The sequence below is a fragment of the Vibrio anguillarum genome (genome assembly GCF_003390515.1).
GTDB lineage: Bacteria > Pseudomonadota > Gammaproteobacteria > Enterobacterales > Vibrionaceae > Vibrio > Vibrio anguillarum.
On record NZ_CP031478.1, the window covers coordinates 510,212 to 525,074 of the forward strand.

Here is a 14,863-nt window from a genome sequence, read left to right on the forward strand (position 1 = left end):
GACCAGTGGCTTTCAACCTCAAAATTAAATTAGGAAACGTGCAATGAGCAAGCAAGACAAACCCATTAACGAGTACCAACCAAACACAAGCGTGTTTGATACAGAAACAACAGGAACAGCTAATAACTGCATTATTCTTACGCTTTCCGCTGTTAAGTTTGATCGATTTCAACCAATCCCTCACGGTGATGCTTTCTATCAAGAAACTAGCTTTAACCGAGTATTGAACATCCCCGAACAAATATTAAAAGGCCGCATTATTGAAGCTAGCTGCATTGAGCAATTTTGGTTAAAGCAGCCTAAAAACGCCATTGACGCCGCATTTTACGCCCCGTCTAACCCGGTAAAGAAAGCACTAGAAGAGTTCTTTGAATTCATTAAAGGCACTCAACCATTCTGCCGAGGCACTGACTTTGATCCACCTAAGCTTGCTAGCTTATGCAAAGATTTTGGTGTGAAAATGCCGATCAAATACAACGCATTCCGTGATGTGAGAACTTACATAGACGCATTCACTATGGGCGAGCAAGGCTACATTGATGGCTGGAACACACCCGATTGGATTACACCTCATATTAGCATTGATGATTGTTGGCGCGATGCTCTGCAAATGGTTGAAGCCCCACAGCGCTATAACCAGTTTTAATTAAACCGCCACCACCTGACCAGTGGTGGCTTATAAAGAACAAGTTTAAGGAAAGCGAATTATGTCTAACAATTTCTGTTATGAATTTCCAGTAGTGCGCGGGCATCAAGCTGGCCGAATATTTTACATGGCCACTGTCCCAATGCGTGTAGTACAAAATATGTTTAAGCTTGACACTGGCGATGGATCCGCACTTTCACGCAGCCAACGTGAAGTCAATTTGGTTAGAGCTAAAAAGTTTTCGGAATACTTAAAACAAAATAAAGAAAGTTTCGTTTTGCCAGCGCTGACAGGTTTTGTGAACGTTGATCGTGACATGAATGTTGAGTTTAAAGAATCAAATATTGCGAACGTTGGAACGCTTTCAGTTCCTATGGATACGGCCCTTCTTTTTGTTGATGGGCAGCACCGCGCGAGTGGCGTAGCTATTGCAATGGAAGATAGCGACACAAGAGTTGAGCTTGGTTCGCACAGCGCCCCAGTGATGCTCTTTGAAAGCTTAACACTTCAGGAGCGTCAATCTATGTTCTCGGACATTAACGGCAATGTAGCGAAACCAGCTCAAGCGCTTTCTGATACTTACAACAACCGAGATGAAATGGCTTTATTTGCTAAGGAACTCGCCGCAAACATTCCACAGTTAATCGACATGGTAGACTTTGAGCGCAATGTAGTTTCAGTGAAAAGCACTTATCTATTCTCAATCAAAACAATTAAAGAAGTAAGTGCAACAGTTGCCGGGATAAAGAAAAACAGCGCACCAACAGAAGAAAACAAAGCACTAATCACTCGCTTTTGGAAGAGCTGGTTCGAAGGGATTGGTTTTGATGAAAAGTTTTCCCATTGCGTGAGAAGTGCTCAACGCCTCAAAGAGGAAAGCATCATAACCACTGGTGTAATTCTTAAAGCGGCCGCGTTAGCTGTAAAGGAGGCAGGAATCGACAATGTTGATTTCTCAATCTTACGTGACATTGATTGGTCAAGAAATAGCACGGTATTTCATGGGCGATGTGTTGATGCCAACTTAAAAACAATGAAAGCAGATGCAACAGCAACCAAATTAACTGCTGCTAAGTTACTTTCTATGATGAAAATTGATCTTAATGAAGGGCTATCCATCATGGAAGAAAAGGTCTTTGGTGAGGTAAAGCCGATTGAAGTTGAGGTTGAATCAACTCAACCAGAAGATCAGATAGAAACAGTAGAACAACCGCAATGTGCTGCAACAGAAAAACTACCGGATGAAACCACCAACCACCCAACATTTGAATGGAATGATAAAAACCTACCAAGCCCGCTTTCTGATTGGCGCGCATATGTAGGCTTAAATGATGAAAGCACCACCATGATCGCACTGAACTTTGCTTGCAAACGTCATGAACTAACGCAAGCTCAACAATTTGAAGCTAGCGAAAAACTATCAATAGTGTCAAGTGAGGGGGATGATGCTGACTATATAAGAACTTTTGTTCGCGGCGATTTCGCTGACGAAGAAGTGAGAGAGATTTATTTTAGAGCTCTACGAGATTTCCTATTCAATCTCGATAATAGTCCAGAAGTAAATGACATTCACAAATCCTTGCTGAACATCAGAACCATTCGAGGTGAAGTTAAACGCTTGGCTCTAAATATTGCAGATATTGCAGAAAAAGCAGCTAAAAAACAGAGCCTTTACATCTAACAGACAGCCTTTAATAACCGCCGCCACCTGACCAGTGGTGGCCCTGATAACCAATTAATGCAATGAGATAATTATGCTAAGAGAAAATGAGATTGTTGTAGATAACTTTGCGGGCGGCGGTGGTGCTTCCACTGGCATGGAACTTGGACTTAACCGCCATATTGATATTGCGATAAACCACGATCCCGCAGCGATTGATATGCACAAAATGAATCACCCAGAAACGAAGCACTATTGCGAGTCGGTTTGGGATGTTGATCCAGTCGAAGCATGCGAAGGGCGTCCGGTTGGCTTGGCTTGGTTTTCACCTGATTGTAAGCACTTCTCTAAAGCCAAGGGTAATCGACCCGTTGATAAAAACATTCGCGGCCTTGCTTGGGTTGCTATTCGTTGGGCCGCACTTGTGCCGGTTCGCATCATCATGCTTGAGAACGTTGAAGAGTTTATGACTTGGGGGCCAGTTGTTGAAGCCGAAGAAGGGAAGTTTAAACCATGCACTGAGCGAAAAGGTGAAACGTTCGAGGCTTTTGTAAAAGTACTCACTACTGGATTGGAGAAACAACACCCAGCATGGGAAGAAATACGCTATGCGCTAGGGGAAACCTTTCCGTATGAAAAACTTGAAAAAGGGCTTGGTTACGAGGTTGATTATCGAGTTCTTCACGCTTGTGATTACGGTGCGCCAACCATTCGCAAACGCTTCTTTTTGGTCGCTCGGAATGACAAGCAGCCAATCGAATGGCCGAAGCCAACTCATGGCGAAGGGTTGCTCCCTTATGTAACGGCGGCAGATATCATCGATTGGTCAATTCCTGTTAAATCCATCTTTGGGCGCAAGAAGCCGTTGGTAGAGAATACCATGAAGAGAATAGCTAAAGGATTAGAGAAGTTTGTACTAAATAACGAGAGCCCTTTTATTGCTCCTGGTGAATGCGCAGTTCCTTTTATTACTGAGCACGCAAACGCATCTAACCAACGTAATATGCCAGCCGACGAACCATTGAGAACAATATGTGCTCAAGTAAAGGGTGGCCATTTTGCTCTTGTTACTGCGTTCATCGCTCGTCATTTCACTGATGGTCCATCTGCATGTATCAACAAGCCTTTACCAACAGTAACTACGATCGATCACAATGCGTTAGTTACTAGCCATATGGTCAAGCTCCGTGGAACAAATATCGGCCACGCAACAAATGAGCCACTACACACAATTTCAGCCGGCGGGTTACACCTAGGCGAAGTGAGAGCTTTCCTAATTAAGTATTACGGCACTAGCTTCGGTGAAGATCTTAAATCGCCAATTGGCACTGTAACCACAAAAGACCGTTTTGGTTTAGTCACAGTTCGCGGTGAGCAGTATCAAATTGTTGATATCGGTATGCGTATGCTTGAACCACATGAGTTATTTGCCGCGCAAGGCTTCCCTGCTGATTACAAAATTACTCATAACTCACAAGGCAAGAAAATAAGCAAAGCAAGCCAAGTAGCAAGATGCGGTAATGCGGTATGCCCTCCTGTGGCTCAAGCGCTTGTTGAGGCAAATTTGAATCAAATTGATTTAGCATCAGCCGCTTAAAATTTTAATAACCGCCACCACCTGACCAGTGGTGGCCCTGATAAATAGAGATTGTGCAATGACAAATACGACCGAAGTGAAAGCAGCGCCAAAACCATTTATTACTGATACTGAAATTAAGAGTATTTTCAATATTAGCCAACCCACACTGTGGCGCTGGACTCAAAAGCTAGGGTTTCCACCCGCCATTGTTGGGATGAAGGGAAAACGCCCATACCAAAAAGTGATTGATTGGGCGAAAGAACGTGGAATGGAATGGAACTTCGGGGGGTGTTAACTCCCCTTTTTATCGCCTTTCAATACGCTGCACCAGTTCTCGTAAGCGATTCTTTGCTCATCTAGGTAGTCGTAGTCTAAATAATGACTTTGTACGCCAGTATGCACCTTATGACCAAGCATGGTTTCGCCTACGTGGTATGGGGCTCCTTGTGACTCCCAGATATTCCGCGCGGTTCTCCTCATATCGTGGTTTGTAGTTCTAGGATAGCCAAGCTCTTCTATCTTATTCGCTAGCTTTGCTCCAAAATCGACCGGAATATTAGCAGCCATTGGTCGATCTTCTTTTACCACAACAGGCGGGAACATTATTGTATACTCTGGCCATATATCGAATTGCTGCTTTATAACTTCAACGGCAAGGCTAGGTATAGCACGCCTGATTTCTCTACCATCCTTCTTTCTGGTTTTGTTGTTCTCTTGCGGCACAGTCCACACCAATCTATCCAAATCAAAATCGGATTTTCGAGCTAAACGCAGCTCGTTTGATCGGTTCGCGAAGATGACCATCAATCTCAAAAAGTTTTTATTGCTTTCGTGTATTGTTAGATCAGATATCGCACGCCAAAGTGCTGGAACGTTATCTTCGCTTTGACGGCTTCTCTTGACTTCTGTTGGCTGGCCTACGTCTCTCTTTTTTAGTTCTGATATGACATTGTTCTTTATTAGCCCGTGGCGAACCGCATAAGACAAAACTTGCTTAAGCCTAGACATTAGGTTTGCTGAGTGTTTAGGCCCAACCCTCTGTTTTGCTTTGTGGAAAGTTGGCATGAAGTCGGACAACTCTAATTGCTTGACTGGGTATCCGCCAAGGTAAGGGCTTACGTCTGTGTCGAACATTTTTTTTAGAGCTTGCCATCGCTTTACGTTTTCTTTTGCGTGATGCTCAACCCAGTAGTCAATAACGTCATCTAATGTGGTTGGTTTAACACCCGTTTCTATTGTTAGTACTTTTCGCGGATCGAGCCCATGAGTGACAAGCTCGGCTTTTGAGTCTCTTTCTCTTAGCGCGTCTCTGATTTTCATTGCCGGGTATTCACCAAGCTTTAACTTGATCGGCTTACCAAAGAAGTTTACACGATAGATCCACGTGATTTTTCCTTTGGGGCTTATGCGAACACCAACACCATCTCTATAAGTGATCTCAGCCTTACCGCTGTACGGCTTTCCGTAAATTGATCGCAGCCAAGTGTCTGTGATTGCCATTCTTTCCTGTCCAAACAAAAATTTGGTACAAATTTGGTACAAAGACAAGATGAATGCAAGCGAATTTGAGTGCATTTAAGTTTATTAGAGAAAGGAAATTAAAGCATTAAATCAGCGTTAAGTTGCTGATTTTTTAAGGCTTAATAGTGATTTTTGAATGCAAAAGAAAGGAAATAAATTTATCTGAAAAGTGAACTTTGTTACATACCAAGCAACACGTGTTGAGTTTGATTGAAAATAACCCATCGAAGCTCACTCGGTAACACGAATACCGGAACTTCAATGAAGTGAAGATTTTAACTAGCTCACGCTAGAAATGCAAAGATCGAATTATATAAATCAAAAGAAAAAGCCCATGATAAATATCACGGGCTTTGGAGTTTCAATAATTGATTATGCTTCAGCGCGACGAGGACGACTTAACGTACCCGCATTGGCATTGGCACTAGCATTGCCGTGACCACGTTCACCACGGAAGTTACCACGATGGTCACCACCACGGTTGCGGTCAAAACGACGCTCACCATCACGACCAGTCGCCGCTGCACCGTCACGGTTGCCACGGAAGCCACCTTCACGGCCACCACGACCTGCGCCAGCCGCAGGAGCACCGCCTTCACGATTACGGAAGCCACCGTTTCCGCCTTCACGACGGGCACCACCACCGTTACCACCTTCACGACGACCACGAGACTCGCGGAAGTCATCAAAGTCACATACAACAGCACCGACTTCTTTTTGGCGAATACGCAGTTTACGCAATTTGCCTTCAACATCTGAAGACATTGATTTAGGAAGCTGTACGAATGTATGGCCTTGAGCAAGTTTAATTGCACCAATTGAACCTTTGGTTAAACCAAGTTCATTAGCTAAAGCACCAACGATGTCTTTCACTTGCACGCCTTGCTCGCGGCCGACTTGTAACTGATAAGTATCCCAGTCATTGCTCGCAGTACCATACTCGCGGCGACCTTCGCGTCCATCACGGCTATCGCGACCGCCTTCACGGCGTTCACCACGCTCACTACCCTCTTTACGATCACGACGACGTGATTTTTCACGCTCGATCGCGTCAACCATTGGATCTGGGCCGACATAGAACAGTGGACGATTGCCTTGTTGGCGCTTCAGTAAAATGGCCGCCAGTGTTGTGGCATCAATCTCTAGGCTTTGTTGAAGTTTTTCAATGAGCTCAACAAATTTGTCTAAAGCAGTATGACCTTTGTCAGCTTCTAGCTCTGCACCCAGTTTGATGAGACGAGCTTCAGCAACTTTGTCACGCATTGGAAGTTGAATCTCTTCCATTTGAGAACGAGTTACGCGCTCAATCGTACGCAACATACGAATTTGGTTCGTGCGAACTAGAAGGATCGCTTTACCTTTGCGTCCAGCACGGCCAGTACGGCCAATACGGTGGATGTATGATTCTACATCGAATGGGATATCATAGTTGAACACGTGTGTAATACGTGGAACATCAAGACCACGAGCAACAACGTCTGTCGCAACAAGAATGTCGATTACACCCTGTTTGATATGATCAACCGTGCGCTCACGCAGTGATTGCGGAATATCACCATGAAGCGCTGCCGCTTTAAAGCCACGAGATAATAACCAATCAGCTAAACGCTCGGTGTCTTGACGAGTACGTACAAAGACGATTGACGCATCGGTTTCTTCTGTTTCAAGAAGACGAGCCATCGCTTCATCTTTTTCAACACCTTTAACAACCCAATATTGCTGCTCTACTTTCGCAACAGTTTGGTTTGAACCTGCTACGTCAACACGAGCTGGATCACGTAGGTAACGGTCAACAATCGTCTTCACCATAGGAGGCATAGTCGCAGAGAACAGCACGCGTTGAGCGGTGCCAGGTGCTTGTTCCATGATCCAAGTTACGTCATCAACGAAGCCCATTTTGAGCATTTCGTCAGCTTCATCAAGAACGAAGGTATGACATTCGTCTAAATGAAGGCGATCACGAGTGATCAAGTCTTTTACACGACCAGGTGTGCCAACCACAATATGAGCACCATTTTTCAGAGCGCGCATTTGGTCAACAATAGAAGCACCGCCATAGATCTCAAGTACTTTAAGGCCTTGAATCTTTTGGCCAAGGTTTTTGATTTCTGCCGCAACTTGGATAGCAAGTTCACGAGTTGGTGCCATCACAATTGCTTGTGGCTTGTGTTGAGAAAGGTTTAATTTGTTCAGTAGAGGTAGAGAAAACGCAGCCGTTTTACCTGTACCTGTTTGTGCTTTACCTAGCGCATCTCTTCCTTCAAGAAGAAATGGAATAGCAGCAGCTTGGATAGGAGTTGGAGAAACGAAACCCATTTCATTTAGAGCAGAAAGGATTGAGTCGTTTAGGGCTAATTCACTAAATTGAATTACAGAGTCTTGCATGGAGATCCCACTAGATTAATTAACAAAAGGTCCCACGTGCTCTACCAATTCCAATACCGATCCATTAAAAAGAGCTGAGTTCCGTTCAGATGCGGATAAGTCTTAAAACGCATCAAGCCGCTAGGGACATATAAGGGACGCGGATTATTCCCTAAAAGCATAAAAAAAGCTAGTAAAAATTGAATTACATCACAAAAATTCGTCATAAATGACCATTAAGCTCATTAATTCACCCAAAACGAACACAGAAGCTGCATTTACAGCGCACTGTTAAAGCAGACTAGCAAAAATAACGCTTTCGGTAGTAATCATCCCGCTCAATGATTATAGTGTGCCCAATCGCATTTGTTAGAAAAAGAAACATGTTTCAAGATAATCCGCTCCTTGCTCAACTCAAGCAACAAATCCAAGAGAACTTGCCTAAGAAAGAAGGCACGATAAAAGCCACTGAAAAAGGCTTCGGCTTTTTAGAAGTTGACAGTAAGAACAGCTTCTTTATTCCGCCTCCGTACATGAAGAAATGCCTACACGGAGATAAAGTGGTGGCCATCATTCGCACCGAGAATGAGAAAGAAGTGGCTGAGCCTCAAGAGCTGCTTGAGCCTTCATTAACTCGCTTCATTGGCCGTATAAAGCTGTACAAAGGTAAGCTGAATGTCACGCCCGATAACCCGCAACTAAAAAGGCAATCGCTGAAAGCCAAGGTGCAAAAAGGATTAAACCCTGAACATTTCTCTGAAGGTGATTGGGTTGTTGCACAGCTTATTAACCATCCACTGAAAGACGATAGCGGCTTTATGGTTGAAATCACCCATAAAATTACGGATGCCAACGATAAGATTGCACCTTGGTGGGTGACTTTAGCTGAAAATGACCTGCCTAACAGTGAGCCGGCTGGTATTGAACATTGGCAGCTAAAAGATGATGCCGACCTACAACGCATCGATATGACCCACCTTCCTTTCGTGACCATCGATGGGGCATCAACTAAAGATATGGATGATGCACTGTTCGCCCAAAGAACCGAGAACGGTGACTTCACATTAACCATTGCTATTGCAGACCCAACCGCATACATCACGCCAGATGACGAGATGGACAGTGTCGCGCGTGAGCGGGGTTTCACTATTTATCTCCCTGGCCGCAATATCCCAATGTTGCCACGTGATTTAGCCGATGATTTGTGTTCGTTGATGGAAAATGAAGTTCGCCCTGCCCTTTGCTGTACCGTAACAGTGACTAAAGAAGGTGTGATTGGCGATGACATTACCTTTTTTGCGGCCAACATTAAATCGCATGCTCGATTGGTTTATGATCATGTATCAGATTGGTTAGAGACGGGCACTTCTGCCGATTGGCAACCAAGTGACCAAATCGCTTCCGTTGTGCGTGATTTGTATGATTTTTCATTAGCGCGCGCACAATGGCGCGAAACATACGCGGTCGTGTTTCCTGATCACCCTGATTATCGATTTGAACTGAGTGAAGACAACGACGTAGTGGCAATTCATGCGGATCTTCGCCGTAGTGCTAACCGTCTTGTTGAGGAAGCGATGATAACCGCGAATATCTGTGCGGGAAAAACGCTCAAAGCGCATTTTGGCCAAGGCGTGTTCAATACGCACGCGGGGTTCAAACCCGAAAAAATTGCCGATGTTGTCGAATTAGTCAACCCAACGGGTGAGCTTGAATACACTGCCGATAACTTAGCGACTCTAGAAGGCTTTGCCTCTTTACGTCGCTGGTTATGTAAGCAAGAGACCCGCTATCTGGATAATCGTATCCGCAAGTATCAAGCTTACAGTGAAATAGGAAACCAACCTCTTCCGCATTACGCAATGGGTTTGGATATCTATGCCACTTGGACTTCTCCTATCCGTAAATATGGCGATATGATCAACCATCGTATGTTGAAAGCACATATTTTAAACAAAGAGCCCGTACAAACACCGGATGGAACCGTTGGTGAAGAGTTGGCACTACACCGCAAACACCACAAAATGGCCGAACGTAACGTAGGCGACTGGCTCTATGCTAGAACGTTAGTAAACGAACCTAGCAAAGGCACCCGTTTTACGGCTGAAATCTTTGATATCAATCGCGCTGGCATGCGCGTACGTCTTTTGGAAAATGGCGCAGCCGCATTCATTCCTGGTTCTTTAATCTTAGACAACAAAGAACGTATTGAATGTAATGCGGAAAGTGGAACGCTGCTTGTCGATAAAGAAGTCGTCTTTAAGCTCGGTGATACGCTCGAAGTCGTGCTCGCAGAAGTGAATATGGAAAACCGCAGTCTGATTGCAAAACCGACTCAGGTTTTCGAACCGTTACCTATACCTTCAGAAGCTAATACCACTACCCAAGGGGAGTGATTTTAGCAGCATAGACATTTCTATCAGGCATTCTTCGGAGTGCCTTTTTATTGCTTATTGATCACCAAAAGTAAGATTTAGGATCTTTTTCAATTTCGCGGATCAACGCCGTCAAATCCGTTGTTTTAGGGAGAAAAGGATACGGCAACCAATCTTCAATTTCTTTATCGGGATCCGTATTGGGAATATACAGCGCCCATTTAGCTTCTTCCCAAATCACTTTTGCTACGATACTTGAATAGTCGCAATGCGTTGAATCTAATTTGTAATGGTGTTTGATGAAGTGCACACCGTTAACGATCGGCTCAAAACAGGATTTGCCTAATTCAACAGACACACTTTGGTTACGATTATGGCAAACAAGCTCTGCTCTTCGTTCTAGTTGACGTTGCAACAAATTCACTACCGCCATTTTACCCTCGCTCAAACACGGCTTCCTGACATCTCGACTATAGCTGACTTCGCTTATCTCTGATATGAAAAACCGTAAGGCTACAAACCACTTACCTTTGTGGTTCACAAAAGTGTCATCTATACGACATATTATGATGGCTCAATTTTTCTAAATAACCATATTGGAGCCACTATGTTTCGAGTCGCGCTTGCTACACTGCTTTCAACTTTTCTACATACCCAGTTTGCCTTCGCGAGTGAAGTTAATATTTCTGGCTCGACCTCGGTCGCTAGGATCATGGAAGTATTCGCCGAGGACTACAATACCGCACATCCTGAAACTTATATCGCGGTTCAAGCCGTAGGTTCGAGTGCTGGCATCACATTACTGAAAAAAGGTGTCGCAGATATCGCCATGAGCTCGCGCTACCTCACAGAAAGTGAGCAAGATGAGACGATGAGCACCTTGCCGATTGCCTATGATGGGTTGGCTGTTGTAATCAATCGATTAAACAGTATTGAAAATCTGACTCGTGAGCAGTTATTTGATATTTATAAAGGGAAAATAACCAACTGGAAACAAGTCGGTGGTGCTGATCAAAAAATCGCAGTTGTGACCAGAGAAGCATCATCAGGTTCCCGCTATAGCTTTGAAAGCTTATTAGGCCTGACTCGTGTGATTAATGATCGCTTAGTGTCAGACATCAGTTCCAATAACTTAGTGGTCAATAGCAATAGTATGGTTAAAACACTGATTAACCATAACCCTCAAGCGATCGGTTTCATCTCTACGGGATCGGTAGATAAATCGATTAAAGCGATAAAATTTGAGGGAGTAGAAGCCACTGCAAAAAATATTGTCACTCATGAATATAAACTTTCCATGCCATTTTTAGTGGTCTATTACCCTGAAAAAATCACTAAAGAGACTCAAGCTTTCATTGCATCTTTAAAATCAGCGGAAGCAAAGGCTCGCATAGAAGAATATGGTTATATTCCTTTGAAAAACAAATAAATACAAAAAAGGAGAGTGATCGACTCTCCTGTTTCTATGCCATTTTTCTAAAATTAAAAATGGAGTTGGATCACTGAAACCACGACACAGCCTGGGCGACGAATACCTTCAATCTCAACTTTAATTTCTCTCTCGATCTCCAAACCTTTTTTGATTGGCGTAACTTTCAATAGAGTACTAATGGCTCTTACCCGGTTTCCTGATTTCACTGGATATGGGAAACGAACTTCATTTAAACCGATATTCACCACCATTTTTGCGGTCGGAAATATTGGTTTGTCAGGATCAACGCTATCCGTCAATTTAGGTAACAAGGCCAAGGTCAAAAAGCCGTGCGCAATTGTGGTCCTAAATGGAGAATCAACTTCCGCTTTTTGAGGGTCGGTATGAATCCACTGCATATCCTCAGTTACTTGACCAAACTGGTTAATACGCTCTTGATCAACCACCAGCCATTTACCTGTATGAATGACTTCACCAATCTGAGTCTGGAGCTGTTTATACAGACGTTGCGCTTCAGGTTTGAGTATCAAGGGTTCGGCAATAGGAGCATCTTCATTCACTGCTGGTTGGTGAAAATCTCTAACCCAAGAAAACAACTGGCGACTGTTTGTTTTATGTAGAAGCTCGCCCCAGTACTCACGTACTGAAGGTGATACCCACTGCATAAGCTCAGAGGAGTACTTGTTCATTGAATCGCCACGATGCTTAAAAAGATTCTCGACTTTCATCTAAACCTCGGTGATTAGTTAGAATGCCCTTGGATTGAGGTAATTTTGAAGTACTTCACACTTAGCTGCAAACACTTTCGAGCGTACAACCGTTCCCTGAAACACACAAATTACATATAAATCAATCAAATAAAAATAAAACACCATTTTATTAGATAACTAGGTTGTAGAGTATATAGCTCATAAAATCAAGGGAAGCGGTAAAAACAGTACTTTACTGTAACTGAAAACGTTATTGTGGTTAGCCAAACCGAGTCGATGACTCAACTTATTGCTTTACAATATTATGGTGGCTATCTATTATGCGCACCACACGGAGAGATGGCTGAGTGGTTTAAAGCACCGGTCTTGAAAACCGGCGATGGTTAATAGCTATCCTAGGGTTCAAATCCCTATCTCTCCGCCAAATATCAAGAAAAAGCCTTTGATTATCAGAGGCTTTTTCTATTTATAGCATTTGGAAACTTTAGATCACTAAAAACTCATGTGTCTGGAAGATGCAATCATATTTGGTCATCGCCTCTTCCTCAATACATCAAGAACGAATCACACGAATACCGATAGGTAAGACATAACCCGCGCACTATTCGTTTCAATCAACCGTAGAAGAGACCGAAGCCAGCAAATCTGTTGGGCTGGTCCAGGTATAAACCCACTCTTTAATATCTTGCCCACAGGGAGACCGCCATAAACGCTCTCCTTTAGGTCGACCAGCTAAGTAGTCGTAAAATTCGATGGCTTGCTTATTGTCTGCCATCACTTCCAAATACACACCGCTATTAGGGAAATACTGCTCAAACCATGCCGCCATCTCTTGAATCAACTGGCGACCAATCCCCCTTCCTCGATAATTTTCATCAATGTGCAGAGACTCGATAATGCTGCCTTTGTCAAAATCGTGGTTACCAAAGGCGCAGATAAACCCACACAGCAGCCCTCCCTCTTCAATCAGTAGGACATGTTGATTAAATGGTGGATTGATTAAGCGAGTTTGCCAAATCAGTAAACGGTCTTCTAGAACGTCGTTATCAAGGTACTCTTTGCCTAATATGCCTTGGTAGTGAGTTCGCCAACTTTGAGCGTGTAGCTGAGCAATTCTTTCAAAATCGCAATATTCAGCTGCTTTTATTTCCATATTCTAGTCCTTATTACTTCCTGTAAGGATTAACATCGTCTTTCATACTATTCGGTTCAAATAGAAAAGCAAAATATACTAGTCACAATCCCTTAAAAGAATCATTAAACCTCTTTGACTTACAGTTGTTCGCTGATATTCTAGCGAACAACTGTAAGCTCAAGGATTTTAATCATGAAATCGGCATCAAAACCACCACTTATCTGGATAAACATCGTCATTTTTAGCTTCAGCTTGGGCTTAGCGACGATTGCAGCCCCTTTGTATGGATGGCAATTTGGCTACGGCATGGAGCATTGGCTTTGGTTGATGATTTGTTTTTCCTTTTGCAACCTTTCCATTACCGCGGGATATCACCGTTTATGGTCACATAAAGCCTATGAAGCACATTGGGCACTGAGATTATTGTTTGCATTAGGTGGGGCGTTTGCACTGCAAAACAGTGCGCTACATTGGTCTTCTGATCACCGAGTTCATCACAAGCATGTAGACAATAATGACAAAGATCCTTATTCAGCCAAACGTGGATTCTGGTTTTCACACATAGGTTGGATGCTGCGTCACTACAATAAAACCACGTACAATGACTACTCCAACTGCCGTGATCTGCAAAAAGATAAGATCGTAATGTGGCAGCATAAATATTATGTGCCTTTGGCACTCGCAATGAACTTGGGCGTTCCTCTGATCCTTGGTTTTGTTTATAACGATATGCTGGGCATGCTACTGATCGTCGGTGCGCTGCGTTTAGTGCTCAATCATCACACAACATTTTTCATCAATTCGCTCGCTCATATATGGGGTAGCCAGCCTTATACTGATAAAAATACAGCCCGCGATAACGGTATTTTGGCTTTCTTCACTTTTGGCGAGGGCTACCACAATTATCACCATATTTTTGAAAACGATTATCGTAATGGGATTTATTGGTGGCAATACGACCCAACAAAATGGCTGATCAAGTTGTGCTCGTGGCTTGGGTTGGCTGGTAAACTGCGCACTTCTCCTCCCCTTAAGGTAGAAAAAGCGAAAGCGTTAATGGCATTAAGCCATGCGCAAAAACAGATCGCCGCGTTACCCAATCAGCAACTCGTTATGGCCAGCATACAACGTGAATTTGACGCTTTAGTCATGCAGTTGCAAGAGTATTATGAATTAAAGAAACAGCTGATCGAAAGTAAAAAAAACAATATGGTTCGTAGATATGAACACTCCCTATTGATGCTGCGCTATCGACAAGTGAAGCAACAATTAGCACTACAAAAATCCAATTGGCAGCTCATTGTGCGTCAGTACTCCTAAATTCATACTTTACAGATTTGATGAAGCCATGCCTTAAATGGCTTCATTTTTCTTAGCTTAAATTATTCTCCCCTCTAACAGAACTTCTAGCCGCATATTTGCTAAATGAATAGTTAGAACGACT

12 protein-coding genes and 1 tRNA gene are annotated in these 14,863 nt (G+C 43.4%); 8 read left to right on the forward strand and 5 right to left on the reverse strand.

Features of this window, described 5'->3' with window-relative positions:
• Window positions 1-43 precede the first annotated feature (43 nt).
• The 4 genes from DD616_RS02230 (at window position 44) to DD616_RS02245 (ending at window position 4,180) form a co-directional block, all read left to right on the forward strand.
• Window positions 44-646 (forward strand): 3'-5' exoribonuclease domain-containing protein, encoded by a 603-nt coding sequence (locus tag DD616_RS02230; RefSeq protein ID WP_208871666.1) that lies wholly within the window; start codon window positions 44-46, stop codon window positions 644-646.
• A 61-nt stretch (window positions 647-707) separates the two neighbouring features.
• Window positions 708-2,327: a DNA sulfur modification protein DndB gene (locus DD616_RS02235; protein ID WP_208871667.1), complete on the forward strand. Its 1,620-nt coding sequence runs from the start codon at window positions 708-710 to the stop codon at window positions 2,325-2,327.
• Between the two features lie 73 nt (window positions 2,328-2,400).
• On the forward strand, window positions 2,401-3,903 hold the full coding sequence (locus tag DD616_RS02240; RefSeq protein ID WP_208871668.1) for a DNA cytosine methyltransferase: 1,503 nt from the start codon (window positions 2,401-2,403) through the stop codon (window positions 3,901-3,903).
• 58 nt (window positions 3,904-3,961) lie between these two features.
• Window positions 3,962-4,180, forward strand: coding sequence for a hypothetical protein (locus tag DD616_RS02245; RefSeq protein WP_208871372.1), 219 nt, complete (start codon window positions 3,962-3,964; stop codon window positions 4,178-4,180).
• Here the strand turns inward: DD616_RS02245 and DD616_RS02250 are convergent.
• Both DD616_RS02250 and DD616_RS02255 read right to left on the reverse strand, forming a co-directional pair.
• A complete protein-coding gene (locus DD616_RS02250) occupies window positions 4,177-5,385 on the reverse strand; it encodes a tyrosine-type recombinase/integrase (protein ID WP_208871373.1) in 1,209 nt (402 codons plus the stop codon). The genes DD616_RS02245 and DD616_RS02250 overlap by 4 nt on opposite strands.
• A 393-nt stretch (window positions 5,386-5,778) precedes the next feature.
• Entirely contained in the window at window positions 5,779-7,791 is a 2,013-nt protein-coding gene (locus DD616_RS02255; RefSeq protein WP_064626716.1) for a DEAD/DEAH box helicase, read from the reverse strand.
• A gap of 362 nt (window positions 7,792-8,153) precedes the next feature.
• Between DD616_RS02255 and rnb the strand changes: the two genes are divergently transcribed.
• The gene (gene rnb / locus DD616_RS02260; RefSeq protein ID WP_208871374.1) at window positions 8,154-10,163 is read left to right on the forward strand and encodes an exoribonuclease II; all 2,010 of its coding nucleotides are present in this window, start codon (window positions 8,154-8,156) and stop codon (window positions 10,161-10,163) included.
• 61 nt (window positions 10,164-10,224) lie between these two features.
• On the opposite strand, the gene DD616_RS02265 is transcribed toward rnb, so the two are convergent.
• Complete coding sequence (locus DD616_RS02265; protein ID WP_026027345.1) at window positions 10,225-10,575, reverse strand: DUF3024 domain-containing protein; 351 nt, start codon at window positions 10,573-10,575, stop codon at window positions 10,225-10,227.
• 174 nt (window positions 10,576-10,749) lie between these two features.
• Here DD616_RS02265 and DD616_RS02270 point away from each other — a divergent pair, with 174 nt between their 5' ends.
• The gene (locus DD616_RS02270; RefSeq protein ID WP_194575112.1) at window positions 10,750-11,571 is read left to right on the forward strand and encodes a phosphate ABC transporter substrate-binding protein; all 822 of its coding nucleotides are present in this window, start codon (window positions 10,750-10,752) and stop codon (window positions 11,569-11,571) included.
• A gap of 53 nt (window positions 11,572-11,624) precedes the next feature.
• Here DD616_RS02270 and DD616_RS02275 read toward each other — a convergent pair whose 3' ends face one another.
• Window positions 11,625-12,302 carry a MaoC family dehydratase gene (locus DD616_RS02275; RefSeq protein ID WP_013868538.1) on the reverse strand — a complete coding sequence of 226 codons (678 nt, stop codon included), beginning with the start codon at window positions 12,300-12,302 and terminating at the stop codon, window positions 11,625-11,627.
• A gap of 315 nt (window positions 12,303-12,617) precedes the next feature.
• On the opposite strand from DD616_RS02275, the gene DD616_RS02280 reads away from it, so the two are divergent.
• Window positions 12,618-12,708, forward strand: a tRNA-Ser gene (locus tag DD616_RS02280).
• 186 nt (window positions 12,709-12,894) lie between these two features.
• Here the strand turns inward: DD616_RS02280 and DD616_RS02285 are convergent.
• Complete coding sequence (locus tag DD616_RS02285) at window positions 12,895-13,437, reverse strand: GNAT family N-acetyltransferase (RefSeq protein WP_013868537.1); 543 nt, start codon at window positions 13,435-13,437, stop codon at window positions 12,895-12,897.
• Between the two features lie 174 nt (window positions 13,438-13,611).
• On the opposite strand from DD616_RS02285, the gene DD616_RS02290 reads away from it, so the two are divergent.
• A complete protein-coding gene (locus DD616_RS02290; RefSeq protein WP_208871375.1) occupies window positions 13,612-14,739 on the forward strand; it encodes an acyl-CoA desaturase in 1,128 nt (375 codons plus the stop codon).
• Window positions 14,740-14,863 lie beyond the last annotated feature (124 nt).